The following is a 13,997-nucleotide window of genomic DNA, read 5'->3' as shown; positions in this document are numbered from 1 at the left end:
GGCCGCCGCGCGGGTGCCGTTTCAGTCGAGCAGCGCCGAGTAGACGAGCTGGCGCAACTGGCTGCGCAGCGGATAGGTGCTCGACGGCATGAGCTGGGTGAAGAGCAGCGCGGTGATCTCCTCCACCGGGTCCACCCAGAACGCGGTACTGGCCATGCCGCCCCAGTAGTACTCGCCCACGCTGCTGGGCACCCGCGACGGCACCGGGTCCAGCACCACGGCGAAGCCCAGCCCGAAGCCGATCCCGTCGAGCACGGTCTCGCTGAACCCCTCGGGGGAGAACGAGGCGAGGTCCCGGCCGCCGGGCAGGTGATTGCGGGTCATGAAACGCAGCGTGCGGGGGCCGAGCAGGCGCACCCCGTCCAGCTCGCCGCCGCGCAGCAGGAACTGGGTGAAGCGGTGGTAGTCGGCGGCGGTGGAGACCAGCCCGCCGCCGCCGGAGTGCCAGCTCGGCTCCGCCAGCGCGGCCCGGCCGATCTTGTCGGCGCGGACCGCCTTCCCGGTCGCCGGGTGCGGGGCGTAGAGCGCGGCCAGTCGCTTGGCGTCCGCCGGGTCCACCCACCAGCGGGTGTCGGTCATTCCGAGCGGGCGCAGGATCCGCTCGGTGAAGAACGCCGCGAGCGACTGCCCGGAGATCACCTCGACCAGCCGGCCCAGCACGTCGGTGGAGACGCCGTAGTTCCAGCTCGTCCCCGGCTGGGACAGCAGCGGCAGCCGGGCCAGGCCGGCCGAGGCCGCGGCGAGGTCGGTGCCGGGCGGCACGCCCAGGTCGAAGCCGGCCGCCCGGTAGAGGCCGTCGACCACCGAGACCTGGGCGAAGCCGTACGTCAGGCCGGAGGTGTGGGTGAGCAGGTGCCAGACGCGGATCGGCTCGGTCGCCGGCACGGTGTACGGCTTGAGCACCGAGCCCCGGTCGTAGACCCGGACGTCGGCGAACTCCGGCAGCCAGCGACTGACCGGGTCGTTCAGCTCGAACCGACCCTCCTCCCAGAGCATCATCGCGGCGACCGAGGTGATCGGCTTGGTCATCGAGTAGATGCGCCAGAGCGTGTCCGCCTCGACCGGCGTGCCGGCCTCCAGGTCGCGCTGCCCGTACGTCGAGGAGTGGGCGATCTCGCCGCGGCGGGTGACGACGACCTGCCAGCCGGCGAGCCGCCCGTCGTCGACGTAGCGGGCGAAGTGCTCGTCGATCCGCGCCAGCCGGGTGGGGTCGAAGCCGAGACGGCCGGGGTCGGTGCTCACTGCGACGCTCATCCCCGCGAACCTACCCGCCGGTACGGCGAGCCGGAAGTGTCGGCCGGCCACACTAGTCTCGGCGGCATGCCGGAGACCGCCGAGGACGTCACCTACCGCCACCAGGACTGGTACGCCGACGAACTGGTCGACCGGCACTTCCTGCGCTGCGAGTTCTTCGACGTCGACCTCACCGAGGCGGTCAGCCGGGGCGCGACGTTCGTCGAGTGCGTCTTCGGCAACGTGGCGTTCAACGCCTCCCGGCACACCGACTCGGCGTTCACCCGGTGCACGTTCACCCGCTGCAACCTGTTCGAGGCCGAGTTCACCGGTTGCAAGCTGGTCGGCAGCAGCTTCGACCGGTGCGACCTGCGACCGCTGCGCGTCGACCGGGGCGACTGGTCCTTCGTCGCCCTGCCCGGGGCCGACCTGCGCGGTGCGCGGATAACCGACGTGCGGATGCGTGAGGTCGACCTGACCGGGTCCGACCTCACCGGTGCGGTGCTCACCGGGGTCGACCTGTCCGGCGCGCAGTTGCGCGGCGCCAAACTGACCCGCGCCGACCTGCGCGGCAGCGACCTGTCCACGCTCGACCCGACCGCTGTCGAGCGCGCCGGGGCGCGGGTCGACGTCGAGCAGGCCGTGGCGCTGGCGCAGGCGCTCGGCTTCCAGGTCGGCTGACCCGACCCGACCCGACCCGACCCGGGGCCGGTGGTGCTCGGGCGTCCGGCCACGCTCAGTGACGCCGTGCGGGAAGAGTCCGCTCTCGAGCGTTATACCTCGGCGTCATAAAAATGACGCTGAGGTATAACGGTTTCCACGCAACGTCTCTCCCCGTCGCGACACGCCCGGGCCGGCCGGGCGGAAAATTGGTGCGCTTCGACGGCTTTTCGAAGATCGAAGCATGTGTCATCCTGCCCTGCGGCGAGCCACGGTGATGGCCGCCCGCGTCTGCGGCCGAGGGAGGGGCATTGGCTGAGGACGACAGCACGCAGTCCGGGATCCGGGTCGGCGGCTGGCTGCCTGCCGTACCGGCCGGGTCGGCCGCCACGCCGCCTCCGCCCGCCGGCCCGCGGCGTCTCCCCGAGGATCCGGACCTCGCCGCGCCCGAGGATCCGCACCTCCCCGCGGCCGGACCGCCGACGCCGACCGGGCCGGACGTCCCGCCACCTGCCCCCGACGTCGGCCCGTCGGACGGCACCGACGCCGGCAACCCACACGCCCCACCCGCCGGTCCCGCACTCGCCGGTCGGGCGCCGCTGGTCGGGCCCGCTCCGACCGGCCTCGGCTCGCCCGGTCCGGCGTCCGGCTGGCCGCCGGCACGGGTCGACCGGAACGCCTCGTGGCCCTCGGGCCGGTCGCGGTCGGGCGGCGCGTATCCGTCGGGCGGCGCGTCGGGGGGGCACGGAGCGACATCGGTGGCACCCGGCCGGCACACCGCCCCGGAAAGCCTCCGCGGGCGGCTCGCCGGACTGGCCGGCCCGCTCGCGGCTCGGCTGCGCGCGGCGTACCCCCGGTGGGGTGACGGTCTCCGGCCGAGGGGCGGGGCCGTCCCGGAGAGCCCGGCCACGCGGGTCGGTGCGGCCCGGGCCCGGCGCCGGCGGCGGCGGACGGTGCTGGTCGCCGCGGCGCTGACCGCGTCGGTGGTGGCGCTGGCCTACTCCGCCCGGCCGCCCGCCGCACCCCAACGTCGCCCCACCACGCCGGCGGCGGCGCCGACGGAGTCGACGCCGAGGCCGACCGCGGCGCCGCCCACTGTCGTGCCGGCGACGGGCCAACCGGTGCTGCCCGGCGGCCCGCTGCTCACGGTGGACCAGCAGGTGGTGCCGGCGGCCGTGTCGCTCACCCTGCTCGGCACGCGGGACTGGCGGCACTGGGGCGGCGCCGGCGCGGACAGCGTGCAGCGCAAGCAGCGCGGCACCGGGGAGATCCAGGACCCGGGCGGCCCTCGGCTGGAACACAACGCCGGGGTGTCGGGGCTCACCTGGACCGACGGCACCCCGACGGCCCGGGAGGAGGGCACCCGGGCGGGTGTGTTCCAGCGCGGCGCCGGGAAGTCCTTCGCGCTCGCCGTGGTCGGCAGCGGGGACCTGCGGACCGTCCGGCTGTTCGTCGGCGTGTTCTCGGCCGGGGCCCGGCTCGACGTCTCCCTCTCCGGAGGCGGCGACCCGGCCGTCCGGGAGGTGGCCCTCGCCCGGGGCGACCGCTTCCAGCAGTACGTCATCCACTTCCGCGCGCCGCGTGACCAGCGGTTGCTGATCAGATGGCGGGCCCTCACCGTGACCGGCGGGCAGAACGACGGGGTGTCGCTCGAAGCGATCACGGTAAGCTGACCGACCGCGTGGCCGGCCCGCTCGACTACCCCTTGGTAACAAACTGGAAACGCCCGTCGGCCCACATATGGCGCAAACGGCCGTCCGGTGACACCGTGAAGCCCGTCGCGCTCGGGCCGCTCCCGGCGGCGCAGCGTGACATGAAGCGGAGGCTGTGGTGGGCGAGGAGGACCGTTCGCGGACCGGCCCCGGCTCGCACCGAGAGGGTCGCCCGCACACCCGGTCCGCGCTGCGGCGGTGGCGGCGCCGGCGGCGGCTGATACTGGAGGGCCTGGCCGCGTTCCTCTGCCTGGCGGCGCTGGTGGCCTACCTCGGCACCGAGCGGCACGACACGCCCCGCGAGGAGAGCGCGGTGCTCCCGGTGGCGCCGACCGGCCGGGTCGGGCTGCCCAGCGAGGGGGACGGCGCGGTCGCCACCCCCGGGCTGCGCCCTCGCCAGCGCCCGCCGTCGCCGAGCCCGTCACCCTCCACGGTGGCGCCCACCACTGTCGCGCCGCCGACCGTCGCGGTCAGCCGCGCCGACGTTCCCGCCCTGGTCGACCTCACCGCCGTGGGCACCGTCGACTGGGTCCAGTGGGGCCTGCTCGGGGCCGACCGCACGGTCCGCAAGCGCGGCGGCTCCGGCGAGATCCGGGACGAGGGCGGCCGGGGCAGGCGGGAGAGCTACAGCAACAACCCGGAGGAGTACGCCTGGCGCGACGGCGCCCCGGTGGCATCGGCCAGCGGCACCATGTCCGGGGTCTACACCTGCGACCGGGGCAACGGCTTCCGCCTGGCGGTGACCGGCAACGGCCAACCGCGCACGGTGCACCTCTACGCCGGGCTCTGGATGGCCCGCGGCCGGCTCGACGTGCGAGTGGCCGGCGGCCCGGCGAGCACGGTCCGGATGGAGGACCCGCACACCGCGATGACCGCCGACTTCACCGTCCGGTTCCGGGCGCCACGTGGCGTGAAACTGCTGCTGAGCTGGACCGTGGAGGAGTCGCTCGGGCAGTGCGGCAACGTCAGTCTCCAGGCCGTCGCGTTGCGCTGACCGCCATTACCTCCCGGGTAATCGACTCGGCGCGGCAGATCCGCGCAGAATCGGTGGCACCTGCCGCGCCGGCACACCGGCGCCGTCACCGGGGAGGAAGACCGTGCCCGCCTTCGCGCTCGCCAACCTGCGTCCCGCACAGCTCAACGAGGAGATCCTGGAGTACATCGAGAAGGTGCAGTCGACGTTCGCGCCGTTCGGCGGGCGGTTCCGGGTGCACGGGGCCGACCCGGAGGTCCTGGAGGGACAGTGGCCGGGCACCGTGGTCATCGTCGAGTTCCCGGACGTCGAGCGGGCCCGGGCCTGGTACGCGTCCCCCGCGTACCAGGAGATCCTGCCGTTGCGGACGCGCAACATCGAGGGTGAGACGATCATCCTGGACGGGGTCGGCCCGGACTACGACGCCGCGCGTACCGCCGCCCGGATGCGCGCCTCGCTCGGCTGAGCCACCGGGACAGTTTGTCCGTCGCGGGTCGGGGCGGGCGTCGTACGTTCTCGATGTCCCGTCCGACCATCCTCTGTGGAGGCCCGCCCGATGAGCCGCCCCGCGCCCGTAGCCCTCGCCCGTCAACCCGCCGACGGCGGTGTGCTGCGGGAGATCCCGCTGCCGCCGTACGTGACGGTCGAGGACGCCCAGTTCGCGGTGCGGGCGGTGGTGGTCCACGCGCCGCAGACCTGGTCGGGCGGGACGATCTGCCGCAACGACGCCAGCCCGTACCCGTGCCGGCTGCACCGCTGGGGGCGGCGGGTGCTCGCCCTGCGCGGGCTGCCGCCGGCCGAGATCGACGCGCTTGTCGAGCGGGGTGACCCCACCGCCGATCCGCGCCCGTACCGGCCCGGCGCCTGAGCGTCGGGCCGGCACGGACCTTCTCAGCAGCGGACCGGCTTGACCCAGGAGCACTCCCGCCCCTCCGGCACGCGCGGCGAGTCGGGCGCGGTCGGCACCGTCCGCCGGGCCGTCGCCGTCTCCTTCTCGGTGTACGTGGCCAGCGCGATCGCGATCTGATCCTCCAGCCCCTTGACCGACGACGTCAGGTAGTTGTTGAGGACGATCGAGAAGGCCAGCAGCCGGCCGTCGGCGTCGGTGACGTAGCCGGAGAGGCCGGAGGCGCCGGTCAGGCTGCCGGTCTTGGCGTGCACGTTGTTCGCGGCGGCGGTGCCGGCCATCCGGCTGCGCAGCGTCCCGCCGACGAAGCGGTCGGCGTTGCCGGCCACCGGCAGCGCGGCGTACCAGGTGTCGAACCAGGGCTCCGCGCGGACGGCCGAGAGCAGCGTGACGAACTGGGCCGGGGGGATCAGGTTGCGGCGCGAGAGGCCGGAGCCGTCGCGCTGGCGCAGCGTGCCGGTGTCCATCCCGGCGTCGCCGACGTACTCGCCGATCGCGGTCAGGCCGGCGGACCAGGAACCGGAGCCGGAGAGCACCCGACCCAGCTCCTTGGTGAGCACCTCGGCGTGCCCGTTGTTGGACAGCTTGAGGAACGGCACCATCAGGTCGGACAGCGGCATCGAGTCGTGCCGGGCCAACGGCCGGGCGCTGTCCGGGGTCGCGGTGCCGAGCACCGTGCGGCCCAGCACCCGCACGCCGTGCCGGCGCAGCGCGGACCGGAAGACGTCGGCGGCGTACCCGGTCGGCTCCCAGACCGTCACCCAGTCGCTCTCGGTGGCCTGCCCGACGGCGATCTGGCCGGTCACCACGACGGTGTTGCCGCCGTGCTCCCGCTCGATCGAGATGGTGGTCTCGCCGCCGGCGACCGTCTCGGCCCGGTTGTCGATGCGCAGCCAGCCGTTGTCCGGGGTCATCGAGATCTTCGGTCGGGCGCCGGCCCGCGCGCCCGGCGTCGCGTTGACGATCACGGTGCCGGCGTCGTAGTCGGTGTCCGGCGCGACGGTCAGCGCGGACACCTGTGCGGCGTAGTAGTAGGGCTCGTCGTCCCAGGTCCAGTCCGGACCGAGCCGGCTGCGGTCGTAGCGGGTGTCGTCGGCGACCAGGTCACCGGTCACCACCCGTACGCCCGCCGCGGCGACCTGCCCGGCGAGCCGGTCGTAGTCCGCCGCGAGCATGGTCGGGTCACCCCCGCCGCGCAGGTAGAGGTCGCCGGAGAGCAGCCCGGCGCGGCGTGGCCCGTCGGCGCTGACGTCGGTGGTGAAGCGGTGGCCCGGACCGAGCAGTTCCATCGCCGCGGTCGAGGTGAGCAGCTTGGTGTTGGAGGCGGGGACGAGTCGCCGGTTGGAGTTGCGGTCGTAGAGCGTGCGGCCGGTGGCGGTGTCGACCACGACCACACCCGCCTGCGCCCCGTCGAGCCGGCTGTCCGCGAGGACCGCGTCGATTGTCGCGTGCAGCCGGGTCTGCGCCGGGGTGGGCGCCTCGGCCGTCGCGGTGGGGGCGCCGGCGGTGGCCGCGGTGGCGACCAGCACCAGCGCCGCGAGTGCCCGGGGAAAGAGACGACGATGCATGTGCCGATGCTGCCATGGCGCTTTCCTGCGGGATAGATCTCAGAGCGAAAGTTTTCGTCAGGCTCACGGTCGTGGCGTGGCCACCCGCTCGGCCGGCCCGCGCCCGCCCGCGCCCGGCCGCAGGATCAGCGGCGCGACCAGGGCGGCGAGCGCGCCGCCCAGCAGCGGGAAGACGATGAAGACCCAGAGTTGGCGCAGCGCGGACCCGCCCTCGAACAGGGCCGGGCCGAACGAGCGCGCCGGGTTGACCGAGGTGCCGTCCAGGGTCAGGCCGACCAGGTGCGCCGCGGCCAGGGCGAGACCGATCGGCACCCCGGCGAACGCGGCGTGCTCACCGCGACCGGTCACCACCAGCACCACCAGGACGAAGAGGAACGTCAGCACCGTCTCCAGCACGGCGGCGCCGCCCAGGTTGATGTGCGCGCCGTAGCCGTTGGTGCCGAGCGCCCCGGTCTGGTCGACCACGTCACCCCAGCGGGTGAGCGCCCAGATCACGAACGCGGCGACCGTCGCGCCGGCGAACTGCGCGATCCAGTAGGCCACCGCGCCCAGCGGGGAGATCTTCCCGGAGAGCAGCACGCCCAGCGTCACCGCCGGGTTGATGTGACTGCCGGAGAGCGGCCCCATCGTGTACACCAGGGCCAGCATGGTGAACCCGAAGGCCAGGGCGACCACCACCACGCCACCCTGGACGCGGGCGAAGACCGCGCTGCCCACCCCGAAGAAGATCAGCAGAAGCGAGCCGAGGAACTCGGCGACGTACCTGCGCGGGTCGTCCATACCCCGAGCTTAGGGAGCCGCACGCCGCCTGGAGGGGAAAACGCCTGTTCAGCCGGCCGCAGCCGATCACCTGGCTCTATTTGACGGATCCACCGGCAGCGGGCACGGTGGGTGGGGAGGGGCCGTCGACCGCCCCGCTCCCGTGCGACGAAACACCGTTTCGTCCGCTTCCCGGTCGCGAGCCGACCGCGTGGGCCGAGTCGCCCGCGATCCTTCCGAAACCCCAGCCATGAGGAGTTCCGCCATGCTGACCATGACCGACAACGCCGTTCTGGTGATCCGCGACCTCGCCGCCCAGCAGGACCTCGCCGAGGCGGGCGGGCTGCGGATCGCCGCGGACACCGACGCCGGGTCGCTCTCCATCGAGCTGGTGCCCGAGCCGGTGCAGGGTGACCAGGTGGTGGACACCCAGGGGGCCCGGATCTTCCTGGACACCGACGCCGCCGAGCTGCTCAACGACACCGCGGTCGATGCCGTCGTCGACGACGAGGGCGTCGTCCAGTTCGGGTTCACCGAGAAGGAGTGACTCAGCCGGCGCGGCGGGACTCCCCGCCGCGCTGCGGCCGGCCGGTGCGCCCCCGCTCCGGGGCGACCGGGTCGGCCCGCCAGGAGCCGCCGCGTTGTTCGCGGTCCGGTCGGGCCAGCGCGGCCAGCACGTGCGCCAGGTGGTGCGAGGTGCTCCAGGCGATCCAGTTGGCCTCCGTGCCGGCGCCGGCGCCACGCCGGGCCCGACGGAGCACCTCGTGGTCGCCCCACGAGAAGCCCGCCCCGGCCGCCGGCCAGTGCGGGGCCGCCACCAGCGTGCGGCACAGGTCGGCGAAGCGTTCGTCACCCCGCCCGCCCCGCCGGGACCAGCGGTAGATCCACCACGCGCCACCCGCCGCCCAGCGCAGCGTCGGCAGCCGGTCACCCGGCGCGTCCGCCGCGCGCACCGCGCAACCCACGCCGTAGTCGCCGTAGCCCAGCCGCAGGTCGCCCAGGCGTTGCCAGAGCAGCCAGTCGAAGCGGTCCAGGCGGACCGGTTCGTCGGTGGGGAGCCGGGACAGCGCCGGCGGCATCCCGCCCGCCGCCACCGTCACCGACCGCCAGGCGTGCCGCCGGGCCCACTCGGCCGCGCGCCGCACGCGCGGCTCGGCCAGCCGGACGTCGGCCAGGCAGCACACGTCTCCCGCGTCCAGCAGCAGGTCGCACTGTTCCGGCACCAGCCCGGTCGACCGCCACACCCGTTCCACGGCAGCGGTGGTGGCGTCCGGCCCGGCGCGGTCCGGGCCGGTCCGCAGCCGGACCACCGCCCGGCCCGCCCAGGCCCGCGCCGCCGCGCCGTGCGCCGCCAACCGTCGGTCACTCTCCGCGAGACCGATCACCGGCACCAGAGGTACGCCCCAGCGGAACGGGTCGTGTTCCGGGGTGTCCGGCAGCGCCGACACGTCGACGGCGGGCAGGATCCCGCCGGGGAGCCGCCCGAGTGCGTCCGGCGCCCCGGAGGTGGCCGAGGTGACGTCGACGATCGGCGCGATCAGGCCGACGGCGGTGTCGTCGAGGTGGGTCAGCGCCTCGAGTTCGCCCCGGCGAGCGGCCAGCACGGGACGGTAGACCGGGTCCGGCGGCCGGGCGTCGGTAACGTGCACCATACTTCAATGTAGCGACTCGATCGCTCTGCGTCACCATGGCCGTCGCCCGAGCGCTCGGCCGCACCATTGACAGCCCGCGCGTCCCGGTGGTGGCATGGTCTCCGCGGGCACGGCCGGGCATGGACGGGCAACCATGACCACCCCTGAGCCGCCCCGTGCCCGGGTCGGCCCACCCGGAAGGCCGATCCCATGACCCCGCAGTCCCGCCTCCGGCTCGTCGCGGCCCTGGCCGCCGGCGCGGCCGCGTTGCTCGTCGCCGGTCAACTGCCCGCGCTCGCGGTCGACGACCCGCCCGCGCCGGTGACCGGCAACGCCACCCACTTCGACGGTCTCGGCTCCCCGTACGGCGGCTGCGGCCTGCCGCAGTCCGAACTGGACTCACCGGACTTCGTCGCGCTCAACGTCTACGACCTGCCCGGCGACTACACGTCCTATCCGGTCCGGCCGCTGCCGCCGGCCCAGGCGGACCGGATCGGCCTGTGGAACAACGGCCTCAACTGCGGCCGGTTCGTTCGGGTGACCATCGGCGACCGCTGCACCGGCACGAACGACGGCGCGCCGGGGCAGCCGTTCTGCCGCAACGGATCGTGGGTCGCCGACGGCTACAACGGCGCCACGCTCACCATGGTGGTCGCCGACTCCTGCGGCGACGGCAACGCCTGGTGCCGGGACGACCGCAACCACCTGGACCTGTCCACCGGCTCGCTGAACCGGTTCGCGCGCGCCGGCGTCCCGGTCGGGGACCTCTACCCGAATCACTGGAACAACCGGCGGGTGTCCTGGTCGTTCGTGCCCGCGCCGGACTACTCCGGAGACATCCGGATCGCGTTCCTGCGGGGCGCGCAACGCTACTGGCCGGCCATCGCGGTCTCCCACCTGGCCAACGGCATCCACGGGGTGGAGTACCTGGCCGACGGGGTGTGGCGGGCCGCCACCATGAACAGCGACATGGGCCAGTCGTACATCCTGGGCGCCACCACCGCGGGCGGCACGGACTTCCAGATCCGGGTGCGCGACGTCACCGGCGCGCTGGTCAACGGTGGCCGGGTGTACCGGTTCGGGCTGCCGGCCTCGTGCGGCGGCACCTGCTCGGCCGCGTACACGCCGGTCACCTACACCACTGCGGACGGCTCGACGGCGTCACCGACGGCCTCGCCCAGCCCGACCGGCTCGCCCAGCCCGACGGTGTCGCCCAGCCCGACGCCCACCGGCACGCCGCCGCCGTCCGGCGCGGGCTGCACGGCGACCTGGGCGGTCACCGGCGCGTGGGCGGGCGGCTTCCAGGCCGAGGTGACCGTCCGCAACACCGGCACGGCCGCCGCCACCGGCTGGAGCAGCGAGGTCGTCTTCGCCGGCGGACAGCGGCTGGTGAACGCGTGGAACGCGGGCGCGACCCAGTCCGGCGCGCGGGTCACCGCCACGAACGCCGCCTGGAACGGGGCGCTGGCCGCCGGTGGCGTCACCAGTTGGGGCCTGGTCGCCTCCGGCGACAACCAGCCGCCGGCCGAGCTGCGCTGCACGCTGCGGTGAAAACCGGAGGGCCGGGCGCGGAGTCTCCGCACCCGGCCCTCCGGTCGCCACGTCAGTCGTCGTCGCCGCGACCGCGGCCGTGGTCGTCGCCCCGGTCGTCGCGTCCGCCCCGGTCGTCGCGTCCGCCCCGGTCGTCCGTGCCGGCCCGCTGCCGCTCGGCCTCCAGCACCGCCCCGGTGCTCCGGTCGACCTTGATCTCGTGCCGCCGTCCGTCGCGCACGACCTTGACGCTCCACGCCGGACGGCCGTGCTCGGTCTCCGCCTCGACCTCGGTGACCCTTCCGCCTCCGGCCCGGGCCAGCGCCACCTCGGCGGCCCGCTGCCGGCTCACCGTCCGGCCGGCCGGCGGGGCGGTGCCCGTGCCGTCGTCGTCTCGGCCCAGCCGGGCCGGGTTGTCCTCGCCGCTGACGGCCGCCGGAGCCGCGGCGTCGTCGGCCGTCGAACGGGCCGGGTCGTCCTCGCTGCCGTCCGCCGACCGGGCCGGGTTGTCCTCGCCGGACGTCGGCCCGGCCGAGTCGTCGCCGGCGGCCCGGGCCGGGTTGTCCTCCACCGTCACGGCGGCCGGGGCGGAACGTCCGCTCGACTGGTCCGCCGCGACCACGCCGAGCGCCGCGCCGGTCACCGCCAACACGGCCACGCCACCGGCCGCCGCCAGCATCAGGGAAGTACGTCGCATCGTCGTCACCTTTCCTCGATTCCTGTCCACGACGATGCGCGCCGGCCGGTCAGCGCCGCGCTAGCCGAACGCCAACGCCGGGTTAAGGCGGCTGCGCGAACCAGACATGCCACCCGGGAACCTGGCCGGACGCGCACCGCAGACACCCGTGGCGTTCCACCCACCCGCGACCCGGCCCGCGAGTGGAACGTCATGGGTGCGTCAGGGCACCGCAGACACCCGTGGCGTTCCACCCACGCCTCACCCGGGCGATCGCGCAGCGCAGAGGTCGCCCGGGTGTCAGGCGTTCACGGCGGGACGCGCGGGTGGGCCGGCGGCGAGCCGGAGCACCACGCGGGCCCCGCCGCCGGCACCGGTCGACAGCTCCAGCCGGCCACCGCCCGCGCCGGCCGCCCGCTCGGCGATGTCCAGGCCCAGCCCGGTCGACCCGGCCCGGCTGACGCCCCGCCGCACCGGCCCCGGCGGTAGCCCCGGGCCGGCGTCCGCCACGGTCAGCGCCACCTCGTCCGCCTCCGCCGCCAGGCGCACCGTGAACGGGGTGCCGTCCGGCGTGTGGGCGAACACGTTGCCCAGCAACGCGTCCACGGCGGCGGCCAGCTCGTCGCCGCCGAGCCGGACCGGCAGCGGGCCGGGGGCGAGGTCGAGCGTCACGGTCCGGCCGGTGTCCTCCGCGAGCACCGACCAGAACGTCACCCGCTCGCCGACGACGACGGCGGCGTCGCAACTGCCCTCGGCGGCGGCCGCGCTGCGCCACCGGGCCCGGCGGATCACGCCGGTCACCGCCCGCTCCAGGCCGTCCACCGCGGCGGTCAGGCGGGCGGCGTCGTCCGGGTCGCGCAACGACTCGGCCTCCAGCCGGAGCGCCGTCAACGGGGTACGCAGCCGGTGCGACAGGTCGGCCACCTGCTCGCGCTCCTCCCGCAGCAGGACCTGGATCCGTCCGGCGAGGTGGTTCAACGCGCCTGCGACCTCCCGCAGCTCGGCCGGGCCGGCCGGTTCGACGCGGGCGTCCAGCTCCGCGTTCGCCAGCCGGTGGGAGACCGCCGACAACGCCGCGATCGGCCGCACCAGCGCGCCGGCCAGACGGTCGGCGACCACCAGGCCGACCACCACGAGCAGCGCGCCGAGCAGCGCCAGCACCAGCCAGGCGCGGGTCACGCCGGCGCTCAGCTCGGCCGGCGGCACGACCGTGCGGATCACTCCGGTGCCCTCCGGCCGGCCCTGCACCGCCACCACCACCTCCCGCCCGGCGGCCGACTCCACGGTCAGGCTCTGCCCGCGCGCGGCCAGGACGACGGCGGGGGTACGGGCCGCCCGCGCGCCGAGCACCGTGCCGTCGGCGAGGAAGACGGTCACCTCGCGGCCGGTGTCGGTGGCGAACTGGTCCACGGTCAGCCGGACGGTCTCCGGCGCGGCGGTGCCGACCACCGCCACCAGCCGCTGCACGTCGGCGGTGGCCCGGGCGGTGGCACGGTCCGCGGCGACGGTGCGCACCAGCACGGCCAGCGGCACCAGGAACGCGACCATGACGAGCACGCCGACCGCCGCGACCAGCAGCGTCAGCCGGCCCCTCACCGGTCCCGTCCCGGCACGTCGAGCCGAACCCCGATCCCGCGTACGGTGTGCAGGTAGCGCGGCGCCTGGGCGTTCTCGCCGAGCTTGCGGCGCAGCCAGGACAGGTGCACGTCGACCGTCTTGTCGGCCCCGCCGTACGGGATCCGCCACACCTCGGTGAGCAGTTCCCGCTTGGTGACGACCTGCCCGGGGCGGCCGGCGAGGTGGTGCAACAGGTCGAACTCGCGGGGGGTCAGCTCCACCGGAACGCCGTCGAGCGTCACCTGACGGGCCCGCGGGTCGATCCGCAGTCCGCCGACGACGAGCGCGGTCTCCGTCGCGCCGCCGGCGGCCGAGCGGCGCAGCACCGCGCGGACCCGCGCGTCGAGTTGCGCGGCGGTGAACGGCTTCACCAGGTAGTCGTCGGCGCCGGCGTCGAGCAGGCGCACGATCTCGACCTCGTCGTCGCGGGCGGTCGCCACCACCACCGGTACCGCGCTCACCGCGCGCAGCATCCGCAGCAGCTCGCCACCGTCCAGATCGGGCAGTCCGAGGTCGAGCACGACGAGGTCGGGCCGGTCGTCCAGGGCGTCACGCAGCCCGTCCAGCGCGGTGGACGCCGCGGCCACCGCGTGCCCGTAATCCCGGAGGGCGCGCAGCAGTGGGGTGCGGATGGTCAGGTCGTCCTCGATGAGCAGCAGGCGCGCCACGCAAGGCACGATAGCCCCTGCCCGGACGGGTGGCCGGGTCTCTTAACCGGACCTTAGCGTCGC

Annotated in this window: 14 protein-coding genes; 7 read left to right on the top strand and 7 right to left on the bottom strand. The window is 75.0% G+C overall.

Going from position 1 to position 13,997, the window contains the following annotated elements:
• Positions 1–21: 21 nt before the first annotated feature.
• Positions 22–1,254 (bottom strand): serine hydrolase domain-containing protein, encoded by a 1,233-nt coding sequence (locus tag O7598_RS23940; RefSeq protein ID WP_269693528.1) that lies wholly within the window; start codon positions 1,252–1,254, stop codon positions 22–24.
• A gap of 66 nt (positions 1,255–1,320) precedes the next feature.
• On the opposite strand from O7598_RS23940, the gene O7598_RS23935 reads away from it, so the two are divergent.
• The 5 genes from O7598_RS23935 (at position 1,321) to O7598_RS23915 (ending at position 5,446) form a co-directional block, all read left to right on the top strand.
• Positions 1,321–1,914 carry a pentapeptide repeat-containing protein gene (locus tag O7598_RS23935; RefSeq protein ID WP_269693527.1) on the top strand — a complete coding sequence of 198 codons (594 nt, stop codon included), beginning with the start codon at positions 1,321–1,323 and terminating at the stop codon, positions 1,912–1,914.
• A 737-nt stretch (positions 1,915–2,651) separates the two neighbouring features.
• Positions 2,652–3,566: a hypothetical protein gene (locus tag O7598_RS23930; RefSeq protein WP_269693526.1), complete on the top strand. Its 915-nt coding sequence runs from the start codon at positions 2,652–2,654 to the stop codon at positions 3,564–3,566.
• A gap of 157 nt (positions 3,567–3,723) precedes the next feature.
• Positions 3,724–4,599 (top strand): hypothetical protein, encoded by an 876-nt coding sequence (locus tag O7598_RS23925; protein ID WP_269693525.1) that lies wholly within the window; start codon positions 3,724–3,726, stop codon positions 4,597–4,599.
• 103 nt (positions 4,600–4,702) lie between these two features.
• Positions 4,703–5,044 (top strand): DUF1330 domain-containing protein, encoded by a 342-nt coding sequence (locus tag O7598_RS23920; RefSeq protein WP_269693524.1) that lies wholly within the window; start codon positions 4,703–4,705, stop codon positions 5,042–5,044.
• Between the two features lie 90 nt (positions 5,045–5,134).
• Positions 5,135–5,446: a hypothetical protein gene (locus O7598_RS23915; RefSeq protein ID WP_269693523.1), complete on the top strand. Its 312-nt coding sequence runs from the start codon at positions 5,135–5,137 to the stop codon at positions 5,444–5,446.
• Positions 5,447–5,469: 23 nt separating this feature from the next.
• On the opposite strand, the gene dacB is transcribed toward O7598_RS23915, so the two are convergent.
• The gene (gene dacB, locus O7598_RS23910) at positions 5,470–7,053 is read right to left on the bottom strand and encodes a D-alanyl-D-alanine carboxypeptidase/D-alanyl-D-alanine endopeptidase (protein WP_269693522.1); all 1,584 of its coding nucleotides are present in this window, start codon (positions 7,051–7,053) and stop codon (positions 5,470–5,472) included.
• Positions 7,054–7,116: 63 nt separating this feature from the next.
• Entirely contained in the window at positions 7,117–7,833 is a 717-nt protein-coding gene (locus tag O7598_RS23905; protein ID WP_091063435.1) for an MIP/aquaporin family protein, read from the bottom strand.
• A gap of 244 nt (positions 7,834–8,077) precedes the next feature.
• Between O7598_RS23905 and O7598_RS23900 the strand changes: the two genes are divergently transcribed.
• The gene (locus tag O7598_RS23900) at positions 8,078–8,359 is read left to right on the top strand and encodes an iron-sulfur cluster biosynthesis family protein (protein WP_269693521.1); all 282 of its coding nucleotides are present in this window, start codon (positions 8,078–8,080) and stop codon (positions 8,357–8,359) included.
• Position 8,360: 1 nt separating this feature from the next.
• On the opposite strand, the gene O7598_RS23895 is transcribed toward O7598_RS23900, so the two are convergent.
• Positions 8,361–9,464, bottom strand: coding sequence for a beta family protein (locus O7598_RS23895; protein WP_269693520.1), 1,104 nt, complete (start codon positions 9,462–9,464; stop codon positions 8,361–8,363).
• A 189-nt stretch (positions 9,465–9,653) separates the two neighbouring features.
• Between O7598_RS23895 and O7598_RS23890 the strand changes: the two genes are divergently transcribed.
• Entirely contained in the window at positions 9,654–10,994 is a 1,341-nt protein-coding gene (locus O7598_RS23890) for a cellulose binding domain-containing protein (RefSeq protein WP_269693519.1), read from the top strand.
• A gap of 52 nt (positions 10,995–11,046) precedes the next feature.
• Here O7598_RS23890 and O7598_RS23885 read toward each other — a convergent pair whose 3' ends face one another.
• The 3 genes from O7598_RS23885 to O7598_RS23875 all read right to left on the bottom strand — a co-directional run bounded on the left by O7598_RS23885 (position 11,047) and on the right by O7598_RS23875 (position 13,934).
• Complete coding sequence (locus tag O7598_RS23885; RefSeq protein ID WP_269693518.1) at positions 11,047–11,670, bottom strand: PepSY domain-containing protein; 624 nt, start codon at positions 11,668–11,670, stop codon at positions 11,047–11,049.
• 279 nt (positions 11,671–11,949) lie between these two features.
• On the bottom strand, positions 11,950–13,245 hold the full coding sequence (locus tag O7598_RS23880; RefSeq protein WP_269693517.1) for a sensor histidine kinase: 1,296 nt from the start codon (positions 13,243–13,245) through the stop codon (positions 11,950–11,952).
• A complete protein-coding gene (locus tag O7598_RS23875; RefSeq protein ID WP_269693516.1) occupies positions 13,242–13,934 on the bottom strand; it encodes a response regulator transcription factor in 693 nt (230 codons plus the stop codon). Before O7598_RS23875 ends, O7598_RS23880 begins: the two co-directional genes overlap by 4 nt.
• Between the last annotated feature and the right edge of the window lie 63 nt (positions 13,935–13,997).

Source organism: Micromonospora sp. WMMC241 (genome assembly GCF_027460165.1).
Classification (GTDB): domain Bacteria; phylum Actinomycetota; class Actinomycetes; order Mycobacteriales; family Micromonosporaceae; genus Micromonospora; species Micromonospora humi.
This window is presented reverse-complemented; position numbering and strand designations above follow the sequence as displayed.

Excerpts from the sequence above, each read along its gene's own strand:
- O7598_RS23940 (WP_269693528.1), bottom strand. The coding sequence starts at position 1,254 with ATGAGCGTCGCAGTGAGCACCGACCCCGGCCGTCTCGGCTTCGACCCC.
- O7598_RS23935 (WP_269693527.1), top strand. The coding sequence starts at position 1,321 with ATGCCGGAGACCGCCGAGGACGTCACCTACCGCCACCAGGACTGGTAC.
- O7598_RS23915 (WP_269693523.1), top strand. The coding sequence starts at position 5,135 with ATGAGCCGCCCCGCGCCCGTAGCCCTCGCCCGTCAACCCGCCGACGGC.
- dacB (WP_269693522.1), bottom strand. The coding sequence starts at position 7,053 with ATGCATCGTCGTCTCTTTCCCCGGGCACTCGCGGCGCTGGTGCTGGTC.
- O7598_RS23905 (WP_091063435.1), bottom strand. The coding sequence starts at position 7,833 with ATGGACGACCCGCGCAGGTACGTCGCCGAGTTCCTCGGCTCGCTTCTG.
- O7598_RS23900 (WP_269693521.1), top strand. The coding sequence starts at position 8,078 with ATGCTGACCATGACCGACAACGCCGTTCTGGTGATCCGCGACCTCGCC.
- O7598_RS23895 (WP_269693520.1), bottom strand. The coding sequence starts at position 9,464 with ATGGTGCACGTTACCGACGCCCGGCCGCCGGACCCGGTCTACCGTCCC.
- O7598_RS23890 (WP_269693519.1), top strand. The coding sequence starts at position 9,654 with ATGACCCCGCAGTCCCGCCTCCGGCTCGTCGCGGCCCTGGCCGCCGGC.
- O7598_RS23885 (WP_269693518.1), bottom strand. The coding sequence starts at position 11,670 with ATGCGACGTACTTCCCTGATGCTGGCGGCGGCCGGTGGCGTGGCCGTG.